This is a genomic window from Variovorax sp. 20P10.2.4 (genome assembly GCF_058244205.1).
The window spans coordinates 1-23,970 of the sequence record NZ_JBZAYE010000048.1; the positions used below are offsets into that span (position 1 = coordinate 1).

The 23,970-nt window shown below is 68.0% G+C and carries 25 protein-coding genes and 1 tRNA gene; 15 read left to right on the top strand and 11 right to left on the bottom strand.

The features are described from left to right. The 5 genes from AC27VN_RS07380 to AC27VN_RS07400 all read right to left on the bottom strand — a co-directional run. Nucleotides 1–524 (bottom strand): YbfB/YjiJ family MFS transporter (locus AC27VN_RS07380; RefSeq protein WP_490876117.1); only part of this gene is annotated, 524 nt, incomplete at its 3' end. 39 nt (nt 525–563) lie between these two features. After that, nucleotides 564–2,210 (bottom strand): ABC transporter ATP-binding protein, encoded by a 1,647-nt coding sequence (locus AC27VN_RS07385; protein WP_490876118.1) that lies wholly within the window; start codon nt 2,208–2,210, stop codon nt 564–566. Then, complete coding sequence (locus AC27VN_RS07390) at nt 2,207–3,265, bottom strand: ABC transporter permease (RefSeq protein ID WP_093341756.1); 1,059 nt, start codon at nt 3,263–3,265, stop codon at nt 2,207–2,209. Before AC27VN_RS07390 ends, AC27VN_RS07385 begins: the two co-directional genes overlap by 4 nt. A 4-nt stretch (nt 3,266–3,269) precedes the next feature. After that, on the bottom strand, nt 3,270–4,304 hold the full coding sequence (locus tag AC27VN_RS07395; RefSeq protein WP_093341754.1) for a microcin C ABC transporter permease YejB: 1,035 nt from the start codon (nt 4,302–4,304) through the stop codon (nt 3,270–3,272). Nucleotides 4,305–4,344: 40 nt separating this feature from the next. Beyond that, nucleotides 4,345–6,144, bottom strand: a complete 1,800-nt coding sequence (locus tag AC27VN_RS07400; RefSeq protein ID WP_490876119.1) for an extracellular solute-binding protein — start codon at nt 6,142–6,144, stop codon at nt 4,345–4,347. 38 nt (nt 6,145–6,182) lie between these two features. Here AC27VN_RS07400 and fabI point away from each other — a divergent pair, with 38 nt between their 5' ends. Both fabI and AC27VN_RS07410 read left to right on the top strand, forming a co-directional pair. Continuing rightward, nucleotides 6,183–6,965: an enoyl-ACP reductase FabI gene (gene fabI / locus AC27VN_RS07405; protein WP_208508713.1), complete on the top strand. Its 783-nt coding sequence runs from the start codon at nt 6,183–6,185 to the stop codon at nt 6,963–6,965. Nucleotides 6,966–7,106: 141 nt separating this feature from the next. Next, nucleotides 7,107–7,946: a DNA ligase gene (locus AC27VN_RS07410; protein WP_490876120.1), complete on the top strand. Its 840-nt coding sequence runs from the start codon at nt 7,107–7,109 to the stop codon at nt 7,944–7,946. 47 nt (nt 7,947–7,993) lie between these two features. On the opposite strand, the gene AC27VN_RS07415 is transcribed toward AC27VN_RS07410, so the two are convergent. Beyond that, complete coding sequence (locus AC27VN_RS07415; RefSeq protein ID WP_490876121.1) at nt 7,994–10,291, bottom strand: Orn/Lys/Arg family decarboxylase; 2,298 nt, start codon at nt 10,289–10,291, stop codon at nt 7,994–7,996. 208 nt (nt 10,292–10,499) lie between these two features. On the opposite strand from AC27VN_RS07415, the gene AC27VN_RS07420 reads away from it, so the two are divergent. The 5 genes from AC27VN_RS07420 (at nt 10,500) to AC27VN_RS07440 (ending at nt 13,150) form a co-directional block, all read left to right on the top strand. Next, nucleotides 10,500–10,925 carry an NfeD family protein gene (locus AC27VN_RS07420; RefSeq protein ID WP_093341745.1) on the top strand — a complete coding sequence of 142 codons (426 nt, stop codon included), beginning with the start codon at nt 10,500–10,502 and terminating at the stop codon, nt 10,923–10,925. A gap of 37 nt (nt 10,926–10,962) precedes the next feature. Then, a complete protein-coding gene (locus AC27VN_RS07425; protein ID WP_093341743.1) occupies nt 10,963–11,895 on the top strand; it encodes an SPFH domain-containing protein in 933 nt (310 codons plus the stop codon). Between the two features lie 44 nt (nt 11,896–11,939). Then, nucleotides 11,940–12,030: transfer RNA gene (locus tag AC27VN_RS07430), tRNA-Ser, on the top strand. Between the two features lie 211 nt (nt 12,031–12,241). Next, complete coding sequence (locus AC27VN_RS07435; protein ID WP_093341741.1) at nt 12,242–12,622, top strand: hypothetical protein; 381 nt, start codon at nt 12,242–12,244, stop codon at nt 12,620–12,622. 138 nt (nt 12,623–12,760) lie between these two features. Further along, nucleotides 12,761–13,150 carry a response regulator gene (locus AC27VN_RS07440; protein ID WP_093341739.1) on the top strand — a complete coding sequence of 130 codons (390 nt, stop codon included), beginning with the start codon at nt 12,761–12,763 and terminating at the stop codon, nt 13,148–13,150. Between the two features lie 99 nt (nt 13,151–13,249). On the opposite strand, the gene AC27VN_RS07445 is transcribed toward AC27VN_RS07440, so the two are convergent. The 4 genes from AC27VN_RS07445 to AC27VN_RS07460 form a co-directional block, all read right to left on the bottom strand. Continuing rightward, complete coding sequence (locus AC27VN_RS07445) at nt 13,250–14,458, bottom strand: branched-chain amino acid ABC transporter substrate-binding protein (protein WP_093341737.1); 1,209 nt, start codon at nt 14,456–14,458, stop codon at nt 13,250–13,252. A gap of 149 nt (nt 14,459–14,607) precedes the next feature. Next, complete coding sequence (locus tag AC27VN_RS07450) at nt 14,608–15,027, bottom strand: hypothetical protein (protein WP_093341735.1); 420 nt, start codon at nt 15,025–15,027, stop codon at nt 14,608–14,610. Continuing rightward, nucleotides 15,027–15,470: a DNA polymerase III subunit chi gene (locus tag AC27VN_RS07455; RefSeq protein ID WP_093341733.1), complete on the bottom strand. Its 444-nt coding sequence runs from the start codon at nt 15,468–15,470 to the stop codon at nt 15,027–15,029. Before AC27VN_RS07455 ends, AC27VN_RS07450 begins: the two co-directional genes overlap by 1 nt. Further along, complete coding sequence (locus AC27VN_RS07460) at nt 15,467–17,014, bottom strand: leucyl aminopeptidase (protein WP_490876122.1); 1,548 nt, start codon at nt 17,012–17,014, stop codon at nt 15,467–15,469. Before AC27VN_RS07460 ends, AC27VN_RS07455 begins: the two co-directional genes overlap by 4 nt. A 21-nt stretch (nt 17,015–17,035) precedes the next feature. Between AC27VN_RS07460 and lptF the strand changes: the two genes are divergently transcribed. From lptF to AC27VN_RS07500, 8 genes are all read left to right on the top strand, one after another. After that, entirely contained in the window at nt 17,036–18,178 is a 1,143-nt protein-coding gene (gene lptF / locus AC27VN_RS07465; RefSeq protein ID WP_490876123.1) for an LPS export ABC transporter permease LptF, read from the top strand. Then, complete coding sequence (gene lptG / locus AC27VN_RS07470; protein ID WP_093341727.1) at nt 18,175–19,284, top strand: LPS export ABC transporter permease LptG; 1,110 nt, start codon at nt 18,175–18,177, stop codon at nt 19,282–19,284. Before lptF ends, lptG begins: the two co-directional genes overlap by 4 nt. After that, nucleotides 19,284–19,658: a sirohydrochlorin chelatase gene (locus AC27VN_RS07475; protein WP_093341725.1), complete on the top strand. Its 375-nt coding sequence runs from the start codon at nt 19,284–19,286 to the stop codon at nt 19,656–19,658. Before lptG ends, AC27VN_RS07475 begins: the two co-directional genes overlap by 1 nt. Nucleotides 19,659–19,721: 63 nt before the next feature. Then, the gene (locus tag AC27VN_RS07480) at nt 19,722–20,663 is read left to right on the top strand and encodes a CysB family HTH-type transcriptional regulator (protein ID WP_093341723.1); all 942 of its coding nucleotides are present in this window, start codon (nt 19,722–19,724) and stop codon (nt 20,661–20,663) included. A gap of 53 nt (nt 20,664–20,716) precedes the next feature. Next, a complete protein-coding gene (locus tag AC27VN_RS07485) occupies nt 20,717–21,886 on the top strand; it encodes a pyridoxal phosphate-dependent aminotransferase (protein WP_490876124.1) in 1,170 nt (389 codons plus the stop codon). 37 nt (nt 21,887–21,923) lie between these two features. Continuing rightward, nucleotides 21,924–22,310 carry a rard protein gene (locus AC27VN_RS07490; protein ID WP_093341718.1) on the top strand — a complete coding sequence of 129 codons (387 nt, stop codon included), beginning with the start codon at nt 21,924–21,926 and terminating at the stop codon, nt 22,308–22,310. A 13-nt stretch (nt 22,311–22,323) separates the two neighbouring features. Continuing rightward, a complete protein-coding gene (locus AC27VN_RS07495) occupies nt 22,324–22,791 on the top strand; it encodes a DUF3592 domain-containing protein (RefSeq protein WP_490876125.1) in 468 nt (155 codons plus the stop codon). A 95-nt stretch (nt 22,792–22,886) separates the two neighbouring features. Further along, nucleotides 22,887–23,045: a DUF3309 family protein gene (locus AC27VN_RS07500; RefSeq protein ID WP_082321553.1), complete on the top strand. Its 159-nt coding sequence runs from the start codon at nt 22,887–22,889 to the stop codon at nt 23,043–23,045. 106 nt (nt 23,046–23,151) lie between these two features. On the opposite strand, the gene AC27VN_RS07505 is transcribed toward AC27VN_RS07500, so the two are convergent. Beyond that, nucleotides 23,152–23,970, bottom strand: an 819-nt coding sequence (locus AC27VN_RS07505) for a DUF3418 domain-containing protein (RefSeq protein WP_490876126.1), incomplete at its 5' end; no start/stop codon positions are given.

Here is a 23,970-nt window from a genome sequence, read left to right on the forward strand (position 1 = left end):
GCCAGCAGGCCCAGGCCGATCCAGCCGGTTTCCGATCCCCAGCGGCCGAGCGCCCCGCCCAGCAGCCCCGTCATGGCGATGCCGACGCCGGGGCCGGTGTAGATCACGCCACCGAGCGCCGGCGAACGCGTTTCGGCCAGCCGGCGCAGGCCCCAGCTCGAGGCGAACACGAACACCCAGGCGCTCATCACGCCGGCCGCCGCGCGCAGCACGCCCCAGGCACCGAAGCTGTGCAAGAGTCCCATGCCGATCAGCAGCACGGCGGTGGCCAGCAGGCCGCCGCGCACCATGGTCTTGGCGCGCACGCCGATGGCGGCACAACTCACCGCGCCGACGAAATAGCCGAGGTAGTTGAGCGAGGCCAGCAGCCCGCCGGCTTCGAGCTCGAGCTTGCCCTCGTGCAGCATGATCGGCAGCATCGGCGTGAAGGCGAAGCGCCCCAGCCCCATGGCCACCGCCAGCGTCACCATGCAGGCGAGCGCCGCCCGCCAGGCGCCGCGCCTGTCTTGTCCGATTTCCGACATCTTTTCGCGCAATGCTCGTTGTTGTGGTCGTGTCCGCCGTCAGGCCAGTTGCGCGGCGGCCACCAGTTTCTGCGTGTAGGGGTGTTCGGGCGCGTCGAGCACCCGGTCGACCGGGCCCGATTCGAGGATCGCCCCGTCCTTCATGACGATGACCTGGTGCGCCATGGCGCGGATCACCTCCACGTCGTGCGTGATCAGCAGATAGCTCAGCCCGCGCTCGCGCTGCAGCCGCTGCAGCAGCCCCAGCACCTGCTTCTGGATCGTGACGTCGAGCGCGCTGGTGGGCTCGTCGAGCACCAGCAGGCGCGGATCGACGATCAGCGCGCGCGCGATCGCCAGCCGCTGCCGCTGCCCGCCCGAGAACTCGTGCGGATAGCGATCGAGCAGCGCGGGGAACTGCGCCTCGGTGAGCCCGACGTCGGCCAGCGCCTGCAGCGCCCGCGCGCGCCGGTCGGACGCCTTGAGCTCGGGCGCATGCACCAGCAGGCCCTCGCCGACGATCTGCTCGACGGTCATGCGCGGCGAGAGCGAGGAGAACGGGTCCTGGAACACCACCTGCATCGCGCGCCGCAGCGCGAGGTCCGAAGCCTGGCCCTGCCCCCAGCCCTGCCCCTCGACCTTCAGCGCGCCCTGGAAGCGCAGCAGCCCCAGCGCGGCCAGCGCCAGGGTCGACTTGCCCGAGCCCGACTCGCCGACCACGCCCAGGGTTTCGCCGGGCGCGATGCGGAATTCGGCACCCTGCACCGCCACGAACTCGCCCTTGCCGAACCAGCCGGCGAAGCCGGGCCGGGGCACCGGGTAGCTCACGCGCAGTCCGGTGGCCGAGAGGATCGGCGCCGCGTCGGGTCGCGCCGGCGCGGGCGTCACGTCGCGCGTGGGATGGCTGTCGATCAGCTTGCGCGTGTAGGGGTGTTGCGGCGCCTCGAACACGGTCGCCACCGGGCCGTGCTCGACGATGTGGCCCTGCTCCATCACCGCGACGCGGTCGGCGAAATGCCGCACCAGGTTCAGGTCGTGGGTGATCAGCAGCACCGCCATGCCGTACTTGCGCTGCAGCTCGGCCAGCAGTTCGAGGATCTGGGCGCGCACCGTCACGTCGAGCGCGGTGGTCGGTTCGTCGGCCAGCAGCAGGCGCGGCCGGCAGGCCAATGCCATGGCGATCATGGCGCGCTGGCGCTGGCCGCCCGAGAGCTGATGCGGCAGCGCGCGCGCGCGCCGCGCCGGTTCGGGAATGCCGGTGTCGGCCAGCAGTTGCACCGCGGCCTCCTGCGCGGCGCGTGCCGGCAGGCCCTCGTGCAGCTGCAGCACCTCGGCGATCTGGTCGCCCACGCTGTAGAGCGCGTTGAGCGCGGTCATCGGCTCCTGGAAGATCATGGCGATCTCCTTGCCGCGGATGCCGCGCAGCTCGCGCTCGGGGATCGACAGCAGGTCGCGCCCGTCCTGCGCACGCTCGGCATCGAACAGCCGCGCCGAACCCGAGAGCTCGGCGTTCTGCACCAGCCGCAGCAGCGACAGCGCGGTGACGGTCTTGCCCGAGCCCGACTCGCCCACCAGCGCGAACTTCTCGCCGGCCGCGATCCGGAAATCGACGCCGTGCACCACCGGCTTGCCGCCGAAGGCCACGCGCAGGCCGCGCACGTCGAGCAGCGGCGCGCCGGCCGCGAGGGAGGATTCGCCCGGTTTCACTTGTCGGCCTTCCGTGGATCGAGGGCGTCGCGCAGCGCGTCGCCCATGAAGGTCAGCAGCATCAAGGTGAAGACCAGCACGCCGAAGGTGGACATCGAGATCCACCAGGCGTCGATGTTCGCCTTGCCCTGGTTGAGCAGCTCGCCCAGCGAGGGCGTGCCCGGCGGCACGCCGAGCCCGAGGAAGTCGAGCGAGGTCAGCGCGAGGATCGCCGCGCTCATGCGGAACGGCAGGAAGGTGACGACCGGCACCATGCTGTTGGGCAGGATGTGGCGCCGCATGATCTGCAGGTTGCTCACGCCGAGCGCGCGCGCGGCGCGCACGTAGTCCATCTGGCGGTTGCGCAGGAACTCGGCGCGCACGTAGTCGGCCAGCGCCATCCAGCCGAACAGGCTCAGCAGCACCAACAGCAGCAGCACGCTGGGCGTGAAGATGGCGCTGAAGATGATCAGCAGGTAGAGCTCGGGCATCGAACCCCAGATCTCGAGCAGCCGCTGCAGGAACAGGTCGGTCTTGCCCGCGAAGAAGCCCTGGATCGCGCCGATGGCGATGCCCAGCACCACGCCCACGACCGTGAGCGCCAGCGCGAACAGCACGCTGACGCGGAAGCCGTAGATCAGTTGCGCCAGCAGGTCGCGCCCGCGGTCGTCGGTGCCCAGCAGGTTCTCGCCCGAGGGCGCGGCCGGGTTGGGCTGCTTGGCGAAGTAGTTGAGCGTGCGCGGGCCGTAGGGATTGGGTGCATAGAGCGCCCAGTTGGCGCCGGCCGTGATGCGGTCGCGGATGAAGGGATCGAGATAGTCGGCCGGGGTCTCGAAGTCGCCGCCGAAGGTCTTCTCGGAGTAGTCGCGCAGCACCGGGAAGTAGGTCTGGCCCTCGTAGCGCACCACCAGCGGCTTGTCGGTGGACAACAGCTCGGCGAACAGGCTCAGCACCACCAGCACGGAGAACAGGACCAGGCTCCAGAAGCCCAGCGGATTGCGGCGGAAACGGCGCCAGGCGCGCCGGCCCGGGCTGTCCGACTTGGCCGGCGGACGCGGCGCGGCGGGAGTGGGCATCGATTCAGTCAAACTTCACCCTCGGATCGACCCAGACGTAGCAGAGATCGGAAATCAGCTTGGTCACCAACCCGATCAGCGTGAACAGGTAGAGCGTGCCCAGCACCACCGGGTAGTCGCGCCGGATCACGCTCTCGTAGCTCAGCAGGCCCAGGCCGTCGAGCGTGAACAGGGTCTCGATCAGCAGCGAGCCGGTGAAGAAGGCGCCGATGAAGGCGGCCGGGAAGCCCGTGATGATCGGGATCAGCGCGTTGCGGAACACGTGCTTCCAGAGCACCTGCCGCTCGGCGAGGCCCTTGGCGCGCGCGGTCAGCACGTACTGCTTGCGGATCTCCTCGAGGAAGGAGTTCTTGGTCAGCATCGCTGTCACGGCGAAGCTGCCGATCACCATCGCCGTGACCGGCAGCGCGATGTGCCAGAGGTAGTCGACGATGCGCGCGCCCCAGCTCAGGCTTTCCCAGTTCGGCGAGGTGAGGCCGCGCAGCGGGAACCACTGCAGCTGGCCGCCGAAGATCACCAGCAGCGCCACGCCGAGCACGAAGCCCGGGATGGCATAGCCCACCAGCACGATCAGCGTGGTGAAGAAGTCGAAGCGCGAGCCGGCGCGCACCGCCTTGGCCACGCCCAGCGGCACCGCGATCAGGTAGCTGATGAAGAAGGTCCACAGGCCCAGGCTGATCGAGACCGGCATCTTCTCCTTGACCAGTTCCCAGACGTCCTTGCGCTGGTAGAAGCTGGTGCCGAGGTCGAAGCGCGCGAAGGACTTGAGCATGGTCCACAGGCGTTCGTGGGCCGGCTTGTCGAAGCCGTAGAGCTTCTTGATCTCCTCGATGCGCTGCGGATCGAGGCCCTGGCGGCCGCGGTAGCCGGCACCGCTGCTCGCGGCCCGCTCGCCGCCCGAATCGCGGCCCTGCAACTGCGCCACCATCTGCTCGACCGGACCGCCCGGCACGAACTGGATCACGCCGAAGGTGATGATCAGCACGCCCAGGAGCGTGGGAATCATCAGCAGCAGTCGCTTGAGGATGTAGCTGGCCATGCGGTTGTCGTGCTCCGGATCTCTTCTCGTGCGGCGGGCGCTACTTGTTGGCCGGCGAGGCCCACCATGTCGCGAGGGCCCAATCGCCGACATCGTAGTACGGCGGAATCGTCGGCGGCAGCACCACGCCGGCCGGCCGGTAGCCGACCAGGAAGGCGCTGCCGTAGTACATCGGGATCGAGTAGTAGCCGGCCGACAGCACGCGGTCGAGCACGCGCAAGGCGGTGGTGAGCTCGGGGCGCGTGGTGGCCGTCACCACCTTGCCGACGATGGCGTCGACCGCCGGATCGGCGATGCCCCAGTAGTTGGAGGAGCCCGGCGTCTCGGCCGACTTCGAGCCGAACAGCTCGAACAGCTCGCCGCCCGGCGCGGTGTTGCCCGGCAGCCGCATCGAGGTCATGTCGAAGTCGTAGTTCTGCATGCGCTGCTGCGACAGCGAGAAGTCGACGGTGCGAAAGCTCATCTCGATGCCCAGCTTCTTGAGCGCGGTCTGCAGCGGCGTCGCCACGCGGATCAGCGAGGGCTGATCGTTGAGGAACTCGATGGTGAAGGCCTCGTTCTTCGCGTTGCGCAGCGCGCCGTCGCGGTAGGTCCAGCCGGCCTCGGCCAAAAGCGCCCTCGCCTTGCGCAGGTTCTCGCGCAGGCTGCCGGGCGGATCGGTGCTCGCCGGCACCGGCGCGGGACCGAACACCTCGGGCTTGAGCTTGGCGCGCAGCGGCTCCATCAGCGCCAGCTCGTCCGGCCCGGGCAGGCCGTCGGCATGGAAGTCGCTGTTCGGGAAGTAGCCCTGCACGCGGGTGTAGATGCCGTAGAAGAGCTGGCGGTTGAGCCACTCGAAGTCCATCGCGAGGGCGATGGCCTGGCGCACGCGCACGTCCTTGAACTTGTCGCGGCGCGTGTTGAAGATGTAGCCCTGGAAGTCGCCGGGGTTGTGGTTCTCGAAGGCGCGCTTGGCGATCTCGCCGTTGTCGAACTGCTTGCCCTTGTACTGGCGCGCCCAGTTGCGCGAGACGAACTCGCGCATGAAGTCGAACTCGCCGGCCTTCAGGCCCTCGAAGCGCGCGGTCTCGTCGAGGTAGACCTTGTAGGCGACGCGATCGAAGTTGAACATTCCCTTGCGCACCGGCAGGTCGACGCCCCAGTAGTCGGCGCGGCGCACGTAGGTGATGTCGCGGCCCAGGCGGTCGCTCGCGGGCCTGTAGGGACCGGAGGCGATCGGCACCTCGGTCACGATCTGGTCGAAGGGCTTGCCGCCGCCCCATTTGCGGCTGAACACCGCCATGCCGCCGACCACCAGCGGCAGTTCGCGGTTCGGGCTCGCGAAGTCGAAGCGCACCATGCGCTCGCCGAGCGCGCTCGCCTTCTTGACCTCGGCATAGATGGTCTTGTACTGCGGGGCCGCGAGCGGGCCGATCAGGGTCTGGAACGAATAGACCACGTCGGCCGCCAGCACCGGCGAGCCGTCGTTGAAGCGCGCCTTGGGGTTGAGCCTGAAGGTGGCCGAGAGGCCGTCGGGCGCCACGTCGATGTCTTCGGCCAGCAGGCCGTAGGCGGTGGTCGGCTCCTCCGAGTTGCCGGTCATCAGGCTCTCGAACATCAGTTGGCCGAGGCCCGAGGGCCCGGTGCCCTTGAGCGTGAACGGATTGAACTTGTCGAAATTGGTGGGCCGGGTCGGCGGCACCAGCCTGAATTCACCGCCCTTGGGGGCGTTCGGATTCACGTAGCCGAAGTGCGTGAAGCCCGGCGCGTACTTGACGTCGCCGAATTGCGCGTACGCATGGGCGGCCCACGAAGGGGCCGCCGAGAGCGCCAAACCGAACCAGAGCAGCCAACCTCGCATGCGAGAATTCTGCCCCGAGATTTTCACGAGGCAACTCCATGGGCTTTCTTTCCGGCAAAAAACTCCTGATCACCGGCGTGCTGAGCAACCGCTCCATCGCCTACGGCATCGCCAAGGCCTGCCATGAACAGGGTGCCGAGCTCGCCTTCAGCTACGTCGGCGAGCGCTTCAAGGACCGCATCACCGAGTTCGCGGCCGACTTCGGCTCGAAGCTGATCTTCGACTGCGACGTCGGCGACGATGCCCAGATCGAGAAGCTGTTCGCCGACCTGTCGCAGGTCTGGCCGACCTTCGACGGCTTCGTGCACAGCATCGGCTTCGCGCCGCGCGAGGCGATCGCGGGCGACTTCCTCGAGGGCCTGTCGCGCGAAGGCTTCCGCATCGCGCACGACATCAGCGCCTACAGCTTCCCGGCCATGGCGAAGGCGGCCCAGCCCTACCTCAATGACAAGTCGGCCCTGCTCACGCTGACCTACCTGGGCGCCGAACGCGCGCTGCCCAACTACAACACCATGGGCCTGGCCAAGGCCTCGCTCGAGGCCTCGGTGCGCTACACGGCGGCCTCGCTGGGCCCGAAGGGCGTGCGCGTCAACGGCATCAGCGCCGGCCCGATCAAGACGCTCGCGGCCAGCGGCATCAAGGGCTTCGGCAAGATGCTCGGCGCCGTCGCCGAGGCCTCGCCGATCCGACGCAACGTGACGATCGAGGAAGTCGGCAACGTGGCGGCCTTCCTGCTGAGCGACCTCGCCAGCGGCGTGACGGCCGAGATCACCTACGTCGATGGCGGCTTCAGCAACGTCGTCGGCGGCATGGCCGAGTAAGCGGCACCACGGCTCCCGGGCGCGGCCTCGCGCCCGTCGGACGGCGATGCACGCCGGTCGCGCAGCGCTTGTTTCGCGAAGGAACTTCGGCCACAAATGGGCATCCATCGGTCGTTTCCAGCTACTCATTTCATAGCACCCGTGCTCCATCGACGTTCCCTGCTGCTCGCCACCCTGGGCTTTGCGCTGACCTTGCCGGCGTACGCCGGCGCGCCCGCGCTGATGCTGGCCGAGGTCTACAAGCCGGGCATGTCGCTGGCCGACTACTGGGTCAGCGAGAAGTACGACGGCGTGCGCGCGTACTGGGATGGCCGGCAGCTCTTCACGCGCGGCGGCGAGCGCATCCTGGCACCGGCCTGGTTCACCGCCGCGCTGCCCAAGCAGCCGCTCGACGGCGAGCTCTGGGCCGGCCGCGGACGCTTTTCGCATGCAGTGTCGACCGTGCGCAGCCAGACGCCCAACGACGTCGCCTGGCACGAGATGAAGTTCATGGTGTTCGACCTGCCGGCCCAGGGCGGCGACTTCACGGCCCGCCTCGGCGTGCTGCGCAGGCTGCTGCCGATCACCGACGCGCCCTGGGTGGTCGCGGTGCCGCAGGAGCGCGCGACCACGGCCGAGGCGCTGCAGGCGCTGCTCGACAAGACCGTGAAGATGGGCGGCGAAGGCCTGATGCTGCATCGCGGCGCCTCGCTCTACCGTGCCGAGCGCAACAACGACCTGCTCAAGGTCAAGACCCACGAAGATGCCGAAGCCCGCGTGGTCGGCCATGTGCCCGGCAAGGGCAGGCATGCCCATCGGCTCGGCGCGCTGCTGGTCGAGATGCCCGGCGGCCAGCGCTTCAAGCTGGGCACCGGCCTGAGCGATGCCGAGCGCGAGCAGCCGCCCGCGATCGGCACCTGGATCACCTACCGCTACAACGGGCTCACGGCCGGCGGGCTGCCGCGCTTCGCACGCTTCATGCGCGTGCGCGAGGACGGCTGAGCCGCCCCTCGCACCCTGCCCGCCCTGCCCGCTTCGCGCCCCGGCGCTCAGGCGATCTTCCGCACGCAGTCCGCGTAGTAGCGCTTCTTGCCCGTCTCGTCGATGCGCGCGACCAGGCCGTGGATGTCGGTCTCGAAGCCCGGGCACTGCGTGTTGAACTCGCGCGAGAACTTCAGGTAGTCGACGATCTTCTTGTTGAAGACCTCGCCGGGGATCAAGAGCGGAATGCCCGGGGGGTACGGCGTGATCAGGCTGGTGGTGATGCGGCCCTCGAGCTCGTCGATCTCCACGCGCTCGGTCTTGCGGTGCGCGATGTGCGCGAAGGCGTCGCTGGGCTTCATCGCCGGCGTGAGGTCGCTCAGGTACATCTCGGTCGTCAGGCGGGCCACGTCGTAGCGCGCGTAGAGCTGGTGGATGTGCTGGCACAGGTCGCGCAGGCCGAGGCGCTCGTAGCCCGTATGCTGCTGGCAGAACTCCGGCATGATCCGCCACATCGGCTGGTTGCGCGCGTAGTCGTCCTTGAACTGCTGCAGCGCCGTCAGCAGCGTGTTCCAGCGGCCCTTGGTGATGCCGATGGTGAACATGATGAAGAAGCTGTAGAGGCCGGTCTTCTCGACGATCACGCCATGCTCGGCCAGGAACTTGGTCACCACGCTGGCCGGAATGCCGGTCTCGGCGAAGTTGCCCTCGAGGTCCAGACCCGGCGTCACGATGGTCGACTTGATCGGGTCGAGCATGTTGAAGCCGTCGACCAGCTCGCCGAAGCCGTGCCAGTTGCGCGGCGACTTCTTCGAGCGGCTCTTGCCGTTCTTCTCGCCGTGCATGATCCAGTCGTCCGGGACGCCGATGCCCTCGTCCACGAGCTTCTCGGGGCCCCAGACCTTGAACCACCACTCGTCCTTGCCGAACTCCTCCTCGACCTTGCGCATGGCGCGGCGGAAGTCGAGCGCCTCGAGGATGCTTTCCTCCACCAGCGCGGTGCCGCCGGGCGGCTCCATCATCGCGGCGGCCACGTCGCAGCTCGCGATGATCGCGTACTGCGGGCTGGTCGACGAGTGCATCAGGTAGGCCTCGTTGAACAGGTCGCGGTCGAGCTGGCGGTTCTGCGAGTCCTGCACCAGCACGTGGCTGGCCTGGCTGATGCCGGCCAGCAGCTTGTGCGTGGACTGGGTCGCGAACACCAGCGATTCCTTCGGCCGCACGCGGCGCTTGCCCATCGCGTGGTAGGAGCCGTAGAACGGGTGGAAGGCGGCGTGCGGCAGCCAGGCCTCGTCGAAGTGCAGCGTGTCGACGTAGCCGTCGAGCGTGTTCTTGATGGTCTCGGTGTTGTAGATCACGCCGTCGTAGGTCGACTGCGTGAGCGTCATCACGCGCGGCTTGACCTTGTTGGCATCGACGTCGGCCAGCAGCGGGTTGGCCTTGATCTTGGCCTTGATGGCCTCGGGCTCGAACTCGCTCTTGGGGATCGGGCCGATGATGCCGAAGTGGTTGCGCGTGGGCTTCATGAACACGGGAATTGCGCCCGTCATGATGATCGCGTGCAGGATCGACTTGTGGCAGTTGCGGTCCACCACCACCACGTCGTCGGGCGCCACCGTGTGATGCCACACCATCTTGTTGCTGGTGCTGGTGCCGTTGGTCACGAAGAAGCAGTGGTCGGCATTGAAGATGCGCGCCGCGTTGCGCTCGCTGGCCGCCACCGGGCCGGTGTGGTCGAGCAGTTGGCCCAGTTCCTCCACCGCATTGCAGACGTCGGCGCGCAGCATGTTCTCGCCGAAGAACTGGTGGAACATCTGGCCCACCGGGCTCTTGAGGAAGGCGACGCCGCCCGAGTGGCCCGGGCAGTGCCACGAGTACGAACCGTCTTCCGCGTAGTCGATCAGCGCCTTGAAGAACGGCGGCTGCACGCCCTCGAGGTAGCTCTTGGCCTCGCGGATGATGTGGCGTGCCACGAATTCGGGGGTGTCCTCGAACATGTGGATGAAGCCGTGCAGCTCGCGCAGGATGTCGTTCGGGATGTGGCGCGAGGTCTTGGTCTCGCCGTAGATGTAGATCGGCACGTCGGCGTTCTTGCGCCGCACTTCGCCGATGAAATTGCGCAGGTTCAGCACCGCCGGATCCAGGTCGGGACCGACCGTGAATTCCTCGTCGTCGATCGACAGGATGAAGGCGCTGGCACGGCTTTGCTGCTGAGCGAACTGGCTCAGGTCGCCGTAACTCGTGACGCCCAGCACCTCGAAGCCCTCCGTCTCGATGGCCTGCGCGAGCGCGCGGATACCGAGGCCCGAGGTGTTCTCGGAGCGGAAGTCCTCGTCGATGATGACGATGGGAAAGCGGAATTTCATGGGGCGGAGCTCCGGGACAGGCAATGAGGCGCGAAGTGTACGGAATTCAGATGAAGAATTCGCCGACGCGTCGAATGTCCGCCGAATGACGGTGCGACACGCTTTTCGCCGCCGCGCCGGGAGCCCCCACAAAGTGCAGGCGAGTCCGGGCCGCCCGGAGCGCATGCCTCAGAATGGCGTCGCCTGAAACAACTACAGAGGAGATGTCATGGCGAATTCCACGATCTGGTGGTTGATCGCTGGCACGGCAATCGTGGTCGAGCTCCTGTCCGGCACGGTCTATCTGCTGCTGCTGGCCGGCGGTTTCGCCGCCGCGGCGATCTCCGCCCACCTGGGCTTCGGCACCGTCACGCAACTGCTCGTGGCCGCCGTCGTCGGCGTGGTGGCGGTGCTGACCTGGTACTCGATCCAGCGCAAGCGCCCGCCGCCCCCACCCACCGAAGCCAACCGCGACCTCAATCTCGACATCGGCGAGAGCGTGCAGGTCGAGGCATGGAACCCCGACGGAACCGCCACCGTGCGCTACCGCGGCGCCCAGTGGACCGTCGTGCAGCGCGCGGGCCATGCGCCCTCCACCGGCGAACACCGCGTGGTCGAGGTCGTCGGCAGCCGGCTGGTGGTCGACAAGGTCTAGCTAGAACCCGAGAACGAAAGAGGAAAGGTACAGAGCCATGGAATATTCGGTCCCCATCATCATCCTGGTCATCGCGATCATCTTCATCAGCCAGTCGGTGAAGTTCGTGCCGCAGCAGAACGCCTGGGTGCGCGAGCGCCTGGGCAAGTACCACGGCACCATGACGCCCGGCCCCAACTTCCTGATCCCGTTCATCGACCGGGTGGCCTACAAGCACAGCCTGAAGGAAATCCCGCTCGACGTGCCGAGCCAGATCTGCATCACGCGCGACAACACGCAGCTGCAGGTCGACGGCATCCTCTACTTCCAGGTCACCGACCCGATGCGCGCGAGCTACGGCTCGTCGAACTACATCGTGGCCGTGACCCAGCTCGCCCAGACCTCGCTGCGCAGCGTGATCGGCAAGCTGGAGCTCGACAAGACTTTCGAGGAGCGCGACGTCATCAATGCCCAGGTGGTCGCGGCCATCGACGAGGCTGCGCTCAACTGGGGCGTGAAGGTGCTGCGCTACGAGATCAAGGACCTGACGCCGCCGAAGGAAATCCTGCAGGCGATGCAGCGCCAGATCACGGCCGAACGCGAGAAGCGCGCGCTGATCGCGGCCTCCGAGGGCCGGCGCCAGGAGCAGATCAACATCGCCACCGGCGAGCGCGAGGCCTTCATCGCGCGCTCCGAGGGCGAGAAGCAGGCCCAGATCAACAACGCCCAGGGCGAGGCGGCCGCGATCACCGCGGTGGCCACGGCGACGGCCGACGCCATCGAGCGCGTGGCGGCCGCCATCCAGCAGCCGGGCGGCGAACAGGCGGTGCAGCTCAAGGTGGCCGAACGCGCGGTCGATGCCTACGGCAAGGTCGCGGCCGATTCCAAGACCACGCTGATCGTGCCGAGCAACATGACCGAGACCGCCGCGCTGATCGCCTCGGCCATGCGCATGGTGCAGGCCGGCAAATCCTCCGGTCCCACGGCCTGAGGCTTCCGGAAACGGCCCCGGCGACTGCTACAATCGTGGGCTTCGGAGCGGTGGATGAGCGGTTTAAGTCGCACGCCTGGAAAGCGTGTGAGGGTTAATAGCCCTCCGCGGGTTCGAATCCCGCCTGCTCCGCCAGAGAGTCTTTGTTCGCAACCGTTCGCGAACATGCAGAAAGCCCGAGTTGCCATTGGCACTTGGGCTTTTTTGTGGGCGCCTGTTGCTTGCGCGCCCCTTGTCTTCACCGATGCGCCGGGCTGAGCCCACCGCCCGCGCAGACCTCACACCGCCCTCCCCGACCCGTCTGGCGGTACGATCCCCAGGTTTTCAGTTCCCCAGGAGGCGCCGCATGGCAGGACATCCCAGCACCAAGCCGCACGGCAGCACGTCGCTCGACCGCACGCTCGAAAAAACCGAGCGCGTCGCCGCCGACGTGCAGAAGGCCTCCGACAACCTCGCGGTGGTCAATACGGTGCTCGAGCAGGAGTTGCCCGAGGAAGTACAGGTGGGCGAGGTGGCGCTGGCCATCGCGCACACGAGCCAGCTCGAGGAAAAGCTCGCGCAATCGGCCGAGCAGCTCGCCGAGGTCAACGCGGCGCTCAGCGAGGAGATCGAGAAGCGCATCGAGGCCACGGCCCAGCGCGACGAGAGCGCGGCCCGCGTGAAGAAGCTCGAGGCCCGGCAGGCCACCGCTGCCGAGCCCGGCACGGGCAAGCGCGCGAACGACTGACGCGACCCGCGCGCCGGCGGCGGAGCGCCGCGGACATCGTATGAAATAGGGACACGCCGCGTTTCTCCGTCTCCTTTCTCCTACGCAGCAAGCGCGCGCGGCACGCTACGCTATTGGTTCTCACACCCTATCCGTGGCATGGCCCTCATCACGTTCCTCGTCGAGGACAACAAGACCATCAGGGACAACCTGGTTCCGGCACTCGAGGACCTGGTGAATGCCCAAGTCGTTGGCTTTGCCGAAACCGAATCCGAAGCGCTGGCGTGGCTGCGCGCCCATCCGGCCGAGTGGCAGTTGCTGATCGTCGACCTGTTCCTCAAGGAAGGCTCGGGCCTGGGCGTGCTCGCGGGCTGCAAGGAACGCCTTCCCGGCCAGCGCGCGGTGGTGCTGAGCAACTACGTGACGGCCGACATCCGCGCGCGCTGCGAGACGCTCGGCGCGGACGCGGTGTTCGACAAGTCGCGCGACCTCGACGCCTTCATCGAGTACTGCAACACCGACCGCCCCTCGGGACTCGCGCCGCTCTGAGCAGCGGGCACCCGACTCTTTCTTCTCCCTTGCCGTTTCGAGCGCCCATGAAAAAAGGGCCCGAAGGCCCTTTCTCGTTGGAACGCGGATCGAAGCCGATCAGCGCACCACGGCGATCTGCGTACGCTGGCCACCCTTGTAGGTGTAGAGCGTCAGGGCGCCGCCCTTGATGTCGCCCTTTTCGTCGAAGGCGATCGGGCCGGTCACGCCCTTGTACTGGATCTTGCCCACTTCGGGCAGGTACTTCTCGGGATCGGCCGAACCGGCCTTGACCATCGCTTCGGCCAGCACGTTGACCGCGTCGTAGACATACGGTGCGTAGATCTGGACGTCGACGCCGTTCTTGGTCTTGAACTTGGCCTTGAAGTCTTCCAGCGGCTGCTTGAAGTCGCCGTCCACGCCGCCGGCTTCGGCGCACACCACCATGTCTTCGCCGATGGCATCGCCAGCGAGCTTCGGCAGTTCGCCGGTGCACAGGCCGTCGCCGCCCATGAACTTGACGTTCAGGCCGAGCTGCTTGACCTGCTTGAGCATCGGGCCGCCGACGGCGTCCATGCCGCCGAAGAACAGCACGTCGGGCTTGGCGGCCTTGAGCTTGGTCAGGATGGCGTTGAAGTCGGTCGACTTGTCGGTGGTGAATTCGTGGCCCACGATGGTGGCGCCGGCGGCCTTGGCCGACTTCTCGAATTCTTCGGCGACGCCCTGGCCGTAGGCCGTGCGGTCGTCGATCACGGCGATGTTCTTGCCCTTGAGCGTTTCGACCGCGTACTTGCCCAGCGTGCCGCCGAGTTGCGTGTCGTCAGCCACCACGCGGAAGGTGGTCTTGAAGCCCTGACGGGTGTACTTGGGGTTCGTTGCCGAAGGCGAGATCTGGGGGATGCCGGCGTCGCTGTAGAGCTTCGAGGCGGGGATGGTGGTGCCCGAGTTCAGGTGACCGACCACGCCGTTGACCTTGCTGTCGACCAGCTTCTGGGCCACGGCCGTGCCTTGCTTCGGATCGCCTGCGTCGTCTTCGGCGACCAGTTCGAACTTGGCGACCTTGTCGCCGATCTTGAGGCCCTTGGCATTCAGTTCCTCGATCGCCATCTTGGCGCCGAACTCGTTGTCCTTGCCGAGGTGGGCAATCGGACCGCTGGTCGGAGCCACGTGGCCGATCTTCACGACCAGTGCATCGGCGGGAGGTGCAGCGGGTGCCGGGGCGGCCGCGGTGGGCGCCGGGGCAGCAGCGGGTGCCGCAGCTTCTTCTTTCTTGCCGCAAGCCACCAGCGTGAGTGCAGCCAGAGCGACCGCAGTCCATTTCAATTGCATGAGAACCTCCAGAACATGGATGATGAGATTGAGAAACCGGTCGTGTGATCCGGGCGCTCCTGACCTCGCAAGTTCCGCGCCGCAGACCCGGGCCACCCTAACCCTCCAGCTTTGGCCCACCCGACCTGGCGCGCAGTTTAGCTGAAGCTTCACCCCTCGAAAGTTGGCGTAGACCCTGGGTTTTCCGAGAGTTCGGCGGCCATCGCCTCGATCACCAACGCACGCAAAACGGCTTCGATTTCGCCGCGCAAACGCGGCACCATCGCATCGAGTTGCTGCTGCACGGCGGCGGCCACGGTGTCGCTCAAACGCTCCTCGAGCGAGAAGTCCACGCGCTGCAGAACACGGTGCAGCAACTGCTCCTCGAGCCGCACGATGTCGGCCTCGGAACGCTGCACCGCGGGCGGCAGTGCGACGGCCTGGGACGGATCGGGCATGGCCGGCGCGACGGCATCCGGCCCCGCGTTGTCCGCCAACGGCGAATGCGCCGCGACCGGCTCGGCGGGCAGGTCGAGCACGGTCGTGAGCGTGGGAACGAAACGCGGCGGCGTGCGGGTCGGGGTGGCCATCAGGATGCGCTCCTCGCGAAGTCGTGCGGCTGGATCGTGTAGCCGCGGTCGGCGTAGTGGCGCCAGCGCGCGCGGCCGATCTGGCGGTCGTCGGGCTCGTTGCTCACGATGTCGATCAGGCGCTCGTAGCGCTCGAAGCCCGCGGGCACCTGCGCACCGAGATTGACCAGCAGTTCGCGGTGCGGCAGCGCGGCCGATTCCGCGCCTTCGTCGGCCAGGATCACCGGCGAGCGCGACAGCACGTGGGCCGGCGCATCGCCGCGGCAATGGGCGACGAACTCGGTCGGTGCCAGTTGCCAGAGGCCGGCGTCGATCGCGTCGAGCCATTGCGCCTCGCCGACCACGACCACCCGCATGCCGCGCGTGGCGACGGCCTTGCGCACGAGCCGGCAGGCGTAGCTGAGCTTGTCCGGCGCGTTGTAGTGAAAGCCGATGTCCGTCACTGCACCGAACGCGCCTTGCGGGTCGCCGCCTTGCTATCGGACTTGCCCTCCGTCTTCCGCTCGGCCTTGGCTTTCGCCTTGCCCTCGCCGGCGCCGGTCGCGCCGTCCTGCGCGCGGCGCGTCAGGTACGAGACCAGCAGGCCGACCGGTCGGCCGGTCGAGCCCTTGGCTGCGCCGCTCTTCCATGCGGTGCCGGCGATGTCCAGGTGCGCCCAGGCGAAGTCGGCCGTAAAGCGCTGCAGGAACTTGGCCGCCGTGATGGCGCCGCCCGCGCGGCCCGCCACGTTGGCCACGTCGGCGAAGTTGGTCTTCAGGCCCTCGGCGTATTCGTCGTCGAGCGGCAGGCGCCAGCAGCGGTCCTGCGAGCTTTCGCCGGCCGCCTCGAGCGCCGCGGCCAGCGCGTCGTCGCTCGAGAACAGGCCGCTGCGCACGCCGCCCAGAGCCACCACGCAGGCGCCCGTGAGCGTCGCGATGTCGATCACGGCGGCGGGATCGAAGCGCTTGGCGTAGGTCAGCGCGTCGCAGAGGATCAGCCGGCCTTCGGCATCGGTGTTGAGGATCTCGATGGTCTGGCCGCTCATGCTGGTGACCACGTCGCCGGGCTTGATGGCGCGGCCGTCGTTCATGTTCTCGCACGAGGGGATCAGGCCGATCACGTTGATCGCGGGCTTGATGCCGGCCAGCGCGCGGAAGGTGCCGAGCACGCTCGCGGCGCCGCACATGTCGAACTTCATCTCGTCCATTTCGGCCGCCGGCTTGAGCGAGACGCCGCCGGTGTCGAAGGTGATGCCCTTGCCGACCAGCACCACGGGCGCCTGGTCCTTGGACCCGCCCTGGTAGCGCAACACGATGAAGCGCAGCGGCTCGGCCGAGCCCTGGGCCACGGCCGCGAAGGCGCCCATGCCGAGCTTGTCGACCTCCTTGGGACCGAGCACCTCGCACTTGATGCCGGGCAGCTTGCCCAGGCCCTTGGCGGCCTCGGCCAGCATCGTCGGCGTGGCATGGTTGGCGGGGCGGTTGCCCCACTCCTTGGCGAACTCGATGCCCTCGACGGTGGCGCGTGCCTGCTCGAAGGCCGCGCCGACCGTGGCCGCATCGGCCACGCCCACGGTCACCTGGCGGATGCTGCGCGGCTCGGCCTTGGACTTGGTGGCGGTGTAGACATAGCTGGCGTCGGCGGCCGCGATGACGGCGCTCGCCACGGCCGCGGGCTCGGCGTCCTGGGCGAAGGCCAGCACCACGCGCTTGGGCGACTGGGCCTTGGCGGCGTTGACCGCGGCGATCACGCCGCTGCGCACCGAGGCCGGCTTGCCGTCGCCGATGGCCGCCAGCACCACGCGGGCGGCGGCCACGTCCTCGGGCCGGTACAGGGAAAGCAGCTTGCCGGCCTTGTCGGGCAGGTCGCCGGCCTTGCGGGCGGCGGCGATCTGGACGGAGAGGGGGTCCTTGGACGCGAGCGGCGCACTGCCCACGAGCACGATCAGGACGTCGGATTTTTCGGCCGCTGCGCGGGCGACTGTGAGGGTCTTGAGTTGAAAGTCCATAATCCTTTTTTTCCTCGAACGATGTTATTCCATTCTTCCCTACGCAAGGAGCTGTCGCGCAGCTTCGGAGCGACCCTCGTGGTCCTGGTCACCATCGTGATGACCATGATGCTCATCCGCACGCTCGGACTGGCCTCCAAGGGCAGCGTGAACCCGTCCGAAGTGTTCCTCGTCATGGCCTACACGGTGCTCGGCTACATGCCGACCATCCTGAGCCTGAGCCTGTTCATCGCCATCGTCGGCACCCTGTCGCGCATGTACCGCGACAGCGAGATGGTGATCTGGTTCTCCAGCGGCCGCGGGCTGTCCGACTTCGTCGAGCCGCTGTTCCGCTTCGCCTGGCCGGTGCTGCTGCTGATCGCCGCCATGGCGCTGATCGGCTGGCCCTGGGCCAACTCGCAGACCATGGGCATGCGCCAGCAGTACGAGCAGCGCGGCGACCTCGAGCGCGTGTCGCCCGGCGAATTCCGTGAATCGGCCGGCCGGCTGCGGGTGTTCTTCATCGACAAGGACTCCGCCGACAGCGCCACTGCCACCAACGTCTTCATCTGGTCGGTCGAGCGCAACCTGCAGATCACGACCTCGGCGCGCAGCGGCCGCATCGAGACGCTCGGCAACTCGCGCTACCTGATGCTGAGCAATGGCCAGCGCCTGGAGCGCCCGCTGCTGCCCAACGGCGCCCTGAAGATCAGCGAGTTCGAGACCTACGGCACGCGCGCCGGCGGCAGCGCCGCCGGCACCAGCGACGCCACGCCGCCACGCGCGCGCACCACGCTGTCGCTGCTCGGCGACTTCAACGCAACCGCGGCGCGCGGCGAACTCGCCTGGCGCGTGGGCATGCTGCTGGCGGCCATCAACTTCGTGCTGCTGGCCCTGGCCGTCTCCAGCGTCAATCCGCGCGTGGGCCGCAGCGGCAACCTGCTGTTCGCGCTGTTCGCCTTCGTCATCTACTACAACCTGCTGAACCTGGGCCAGAGCTGGATCAGCTCGGGCCGCTACGGCATGGGCGGCTTCATGCTGCTGCTGCACGGCGGCGTGGCGCTGTTCGCCATCTCGTGGCTCACGCTGCGCAACAACAACTGGACGCGCCGCAAGAGCCGCGGCGGCCGGGCCTCCGGCCCCACCCCGCCGCCCTCCACCGCCCGGCTGGAGCCCACGCCATGAGAACCATCCGTCGCCTGATCTACATCGAGGCGCTGAAGGCCGTGGCCTTCGTGACCCTCGGCTTCCTGAGCCTGTTCTTCTTCTTCGACTTCGTCGACGAGCTGCAGGCCGTGGGCCGCCCCGAGAGCCTGGCCTACGGGCCGGCGCAGGCGCTGCTCTACGTGACCTTGCTGTTGCCGAGCCATCTCTACGAACTGCTGCCGATCACCGTGCTGATCGGCTGCATCTTCGTGATGGCGCGGCTCGCGCAAAGCTCCGAATACACCATCCTGCGCACCAGCGGCCTCGGTCCCTGGCGCGCGCTGCGCACGCTGCTGGTGCTGGGCCTGGGCTTCGTGGTGCTGACCTTCGCGGTGGGCGACTACCTCGCGCCGGCCGCCGAGCGCGCCGCCCAGCTCGTGAAATCGCGCTACCAGGGCACCTTCACCTTCGTGGGAAACACCGGCGCCTGGCTCAAGGAGCGGCAGGACAAGGCGTCCTACGCCGTCAACGTGCTGTCGATCTCGCGCAACGGCGGGCTCAAGACCGCGCGCATCTTCGAGTTCGACGACAAGGGCTACCTGCGCAAGCAGATGACCGCCGCCACGGCGCGCATCGAGCGCGGCTACTGGGTGCTGTCGGAGATCGAGCAGCAGGACTACGACACCCGCGCCGCCGAAGGCAAGGCGCATGTCGCCACCACCCGGATGGCCGAGCTCAACTGGCCGACCTCGCTGACGGCCGAGATGGTCTCGGTGGCGTTGCTGCGGCCCGACCGCATGAGCACCATCGACCTGTTCGACTACATCCGCCACCTCGACGCCAACGGCCAGACCGCGCAGCGCTACGAGATCGAGTTCTGGCGCAAGGTGTTCTATCCGCTGTCCTGCCTGGTGATGGTGGTGCTCGCCCTGCCCTTCGCCTACCTGCACTTCCGCCAGGCCGGCATCACCACCTACGTGTTCGGCGGCGTGATGATCGGCATCAGCTTCTTCCTGCTGAACAACGTGTTCGGCTACCTCGGCAATCTCAGCAACTGGTCGCCCTGGATCACGGCGGCGGCGCCCGGGCTCATCTATTCGGTGATGTCGCTGGCGGCCTTCAGCTGGCTGGTGCTCAGACGCTGATGGCCACGCCGACGGTGCAGGGCATCGTGCTGCTGGCGCACGGCTCGCGCGACCCGCGCTGGCGCGAGCCGATCGAGGCCGTGGCGGCGCGAACGCGCGCGCTGTCCCCCGAAGCCCGGGTGCGCTGCGCCTACCTCGAGCTGGCCGAGCCCGACCTGCGCACCGCGGCGGCCGCGCTGGTCGACGAAGGCGCCAGCGCGATCCGCGTGGTGCCGCTGTTCCTCGGCATGGGCAAGCACGCACGCGAGGACATCCCGCGCCAGCTCGACGCGCTGCGCGCCGAATGGCCGGCGCTGGCCTTCACGCTCGCGCCCACCGTGGGGGAATCGCCGCAGGTGATCGACCTGCTGGCCCGAATTGCGGTGGAAATCTGAACATTAGGCAATTTCCATAGATTCCGAAGGCATAATAAATTCCGCAATAAGACGGAATTTGATATGAATCTGCACCAGTTCAAGTTTGTTCAGGAAGCCGTGCGGCGCAACCTGAACCTGACCGAGGCCGCCAAGGCGCTGCACACCTCCCAGCCCGGGGTGTCGAAGGCGATCATCGAGCTCGAGGAAGAACTCGGCGTGGAAATCTTCGCGCGCCACGGCAAGCGTCTGAAGCGCGTGACCGAGCCGGGCCAGCACGTGATCGCGAGCATCGAGCTGATCATGCGCGAGGTCGGCAACCTCAAGCGCATCGGCGAGCAGTTCAGCGCACAGGACAGCGGCACGCTGTCGATCGCCACCACCCACACGCAGGCGCGCTACGTGCTGCCGGTGCCGGTGGCCAAGCTGCGCGAGGCCTACCCCAAAGTCAACGTGAGCCTGCACCAGGGCTCGCCCGACCAGGTGGCACGCATGGTGATCGACGAGGTGGCCGAGATCGGCATCGCGACCGAATCGCTCGCCGACTACACCGAGCTCGTGACCCTGCCCTGCTACGAGTGGCAGCACGTGCTGGTGCTGCCCAAGGAACATCCGCTGGCGACCAAGGAGCGCATCTCGCTCGAGGACCTGGCGTCCGAGCCGATCATCACCTACCACCCCTCGTTCACCGGCCGCACGCGCATCGACCATGCCTTCGCGCAGAAGAAGCTCGCGCCGCGCATCGCGCTCGAAGCCATCGACTCCGACGTGATCAAGACCTACGTGCGCCTCGGACTCGGCGTGGGCATCGTGGCCGAGATGGCGGTGCGCGACGAATCGAACGCCGACCTCGTGGTGCGCCCGATGGGCCAGGTGTTCGGCCAGAACATCGCGCGCGTCGCCTTCAAGCGCAGCGCCTACCTGCGCAACTTCGTGTTCAAGTTCGCCGAGCTGCTGTCCGACCGGCTCGACCGCAACCTGATCGCCAAGGCCCTGAGCGGCCACCAGCAGGACTACGAACTCTGAGCGCCCGCCGAGGTTCACGCGCTCGTCCCGACTTTCCTCCCACGCATCCCACCATGAGCACCGCCCTTTCCCCCCGCACGCCCGCGATCGCGACCAAGCTGCCCGCTGTCGGCACCACCATCTTCACCGTGATGTCCGCGCTCGCGGCCGAGAAGAACGCGGTCAACCTGGGCCAGGGCTTCCCCGATTTCCACTGCGATCCGCAGCTGCTCGAGGACGTGACGGCCGCCATGGCCGCGGGCCACAACCAGTACCCGCCGATGCCGGGCATCCCCGCGCTGCGCGATGCGATCGCGGCCAAGATCGAGGCGCTCTACGGCCACCGCTACAGCGCCGCGACCGAGATCACGGTGACCGCGGGCGCCACGCAGGCGATCATCACGGCCATCCTCGCGGTGGTGCGCGCGGGCGACGAGGTGATCGTGCTCGAGCCCTGCTACGACAGCTACGTGCCCAACATCGAGCTCGCGGGCGGCAGCGTGGTGCGCGTGCCGCTGGTGCCGGGCAGCTTCCGCCCCGATTTCGACCGCATCGCCGCCGCGCTGAGCCCGCGCACGCGCGCGATCATCGTCAACACGCCGCACAACCCGAGCGCCACCGTGTGGACCGAGGCCGAGATGCGCCGGCTCGAGGAGCTGCTCGCGCCCACCGAGGTGTTCGTGATCGCCGACGAGGTCTACGAGCACATGGTCTACGACGGCGCGCGCCACGAGAGCGTGGCCCGCTTCCCGGGCCTGGCGGCGCGCAGCTTCATCGTCAGCAGCTTCGGCAAGACCTACCACGTCACCGGCTGGAAGGTCGGCTTCGTGGCCGCGCCGGCGCCGCTGATGGCCGAGTTCCGCAAGGTGCACCAGTTCAACGTGTTCACCGTCAACACGCCGATGCAGCATGCGCTGGCGCGCTACATGGCCAACCCCGCGCCCTACCTCGAGCTGCCGGCCTTCTACCAGCGCAAGCGCGACCTGTTCGCCGCCGGCCTCGCCAAGACCCGCTTCAGGCTGCTGCGCAGCGAAGGCAGCTACTTCCAGTGCGTCGACATCTCGGCGGTCAGCGATCTCTCCGAAGCCGACTTCTGCCTCTGGCTCACGCGCGAGATCGGCGTGGCGGCGATCCCGCTGTCGGCTTTCTACGGCGACGGCTTCGACCAGCGCGTGGTGCGCTTCTGCTTCGCCAAGAAGGACGAGACGCTGGTCGCCGCGCTCGACCGGCTCGCCAAGCTCTGAGCCCATCGACCGGCGCCGGGCCACGGGACCGCACGCGATGAAGGCGCCACGGCTCATCCTCGGCGCGCTGGCGCTGTCCTTCTTCGCCGCCGGCGTGGCCGACGCCTTCGTGCCGATGCTGCCGGGCCGGCAGTACTCGGCCGTCGACATGCTGCACATGCCGCTGATCACCGCGCTGTGCTACGCCTGGTGCCGCGCCGACCTGCTCGCGCGCGGCCAGGTGCCGCGCGGGCGCATCGCGCTGTTCGCGGGCGTGTTCCCGCTGCTGGGCGTGCCCGTGTTCTTCCTGCGCACGCGGCCCTGGCGGCAGGCGCTGCTCGGCCTGCTGCGCACCGTGGGCTTCCTCGCCTTCTGCCTGCTGCTCGCAAGCCTCGGCGGCCTGCTCGGCGACTTCGCCGCGGGCGCATCGCACCGCGGCGGCTGAAGGAGAGGCACCCATGGCGAATCCTCAGCTTCGGACCCTGCAGAAGGTCTTCGGCGGCGTCGGCGCGGCCCTGTTCGTGGTGGCGCTGCTCGTGGCGGCCCACACCGTCTACTTCATCCGGTCCGCGGTGCACGCGCAGGGCGAGGTGATCGACCTGCTGCACGTGGAATCGGACGACGACGGCGACGGCACCTGGAAGCCGCGCGTGCGCTTTCGCACGGCCGCGGGCGAGACGATCGATTTCGAATCCTCGACCAGCAGCAACCCGCCGTCCTACGAAGTCGGCGAGGCGGTGCGGGTGCTGCATGCGCCCGGCAATCCGCGCAACGCGCGCATCGACAGCTTCTTCTCGCTCTGGGGCATGTCCATCATCTTCGGTGCCATCGGCACGGCCTTCCTGGTGGTCGTGCTGGTGCTCGCCATCGCCGCGGCGGCTACACCGGCGCGGCCCACCCGGCGCGGGCGCCGACGCCCACGGTAGGACAGTCCTGACCGGCGAAGGCGCGGCTCTCTTGCGCTGCGCGCACCCCGGGGTCACGAGCATCGAGGCTCGATAACAACGTCCCTGGAGAAAACATGTCGCTCTCGTTCATTCTGCTGATCGTCCTGATCCTTCTGCTGATCGGCGCGCTGCCGAGCTGGGGACACAGCCGTACCTGGGGCTATGGTCCCAGCGGCGGTCTTGGCCTCGTGCTCGTGATCGTGATCATCCTGGTGCTGATGGGCAGGATATGACGCGCGGGCGAGGCGGCACGCTGCCTCGCCCTTCATGACGAGGCGAAGGCCTCTTCGGACGAAGCCCGCGACAGCGGGCTTTTTCTTTGGAACGTCGAACGGACCGTCAGGCCTGCAACTGCGCCCAGGCCTTGTCGAGCCGCTTCACGCTCACCGGCTGCGGCGTGCGCAGCTCCTGCGCGAAGAAGCTCACGCGCAACTCCTCGAGCAGCCAGCGGAACTCGAGCATGCGGTCATCCACCACGCCCTTGCGCTCGGCCACCAGCCGCCAGTAGCGCTGCTCCTGCGGCCGCAGCTCGGCCAGCTTCGCGGTGTCGCGCGCCGGGTCGCCGCGCAGCTTGTCGAGCCGCAGCACGATGGCCTTGAGGTAGCGCGCGAAATGCTGCAGCTGCGTCCACGGCGCATCGGCGATGAAGCGCTTGCCGACCAGCTTCTGCAGCTGCTGCGCGGCGTCCTGCACCGACTCGGGCTGGATCTTCGTGTCCTTGATCTTGCGCGCGGCCGCGGCGTATTCGGCGAGGATCGTCGCGGCCAGCCGCGCCACCTCGTTGGCGATCAGGGTCAACCGGCCGCGCCCCTCGTCGAGCCGCCGCTTGAAGGCGAACTCGTCGGCCGGCAGCGGCTCCTGCAGGAAGGCGCGGTCGATCGCGACCTCGACGATCTGCGCGCGCAGCTCGTCCGCGGTGCCCAGCGGCATGTAGGCCACGGCCATCTTCTGCAGGTCGGGGATGTTCTTCTCGAGGTACTTGAGCGCGTCCTTCAGCTGCAGCGCGAACAGCCGGCGCAGACCCGCGCGGTGCTTCGCGGCCGCGACCGCGGGTTCGTCGAAGACCTCGATCGTGACGGCGTCGCCCTCGTCGCGCAGCGCCGGGAAGCCCACCAGCGACTGGGCGCCGCGGCGCACCTCCATCAGCTCGGGCAGTTC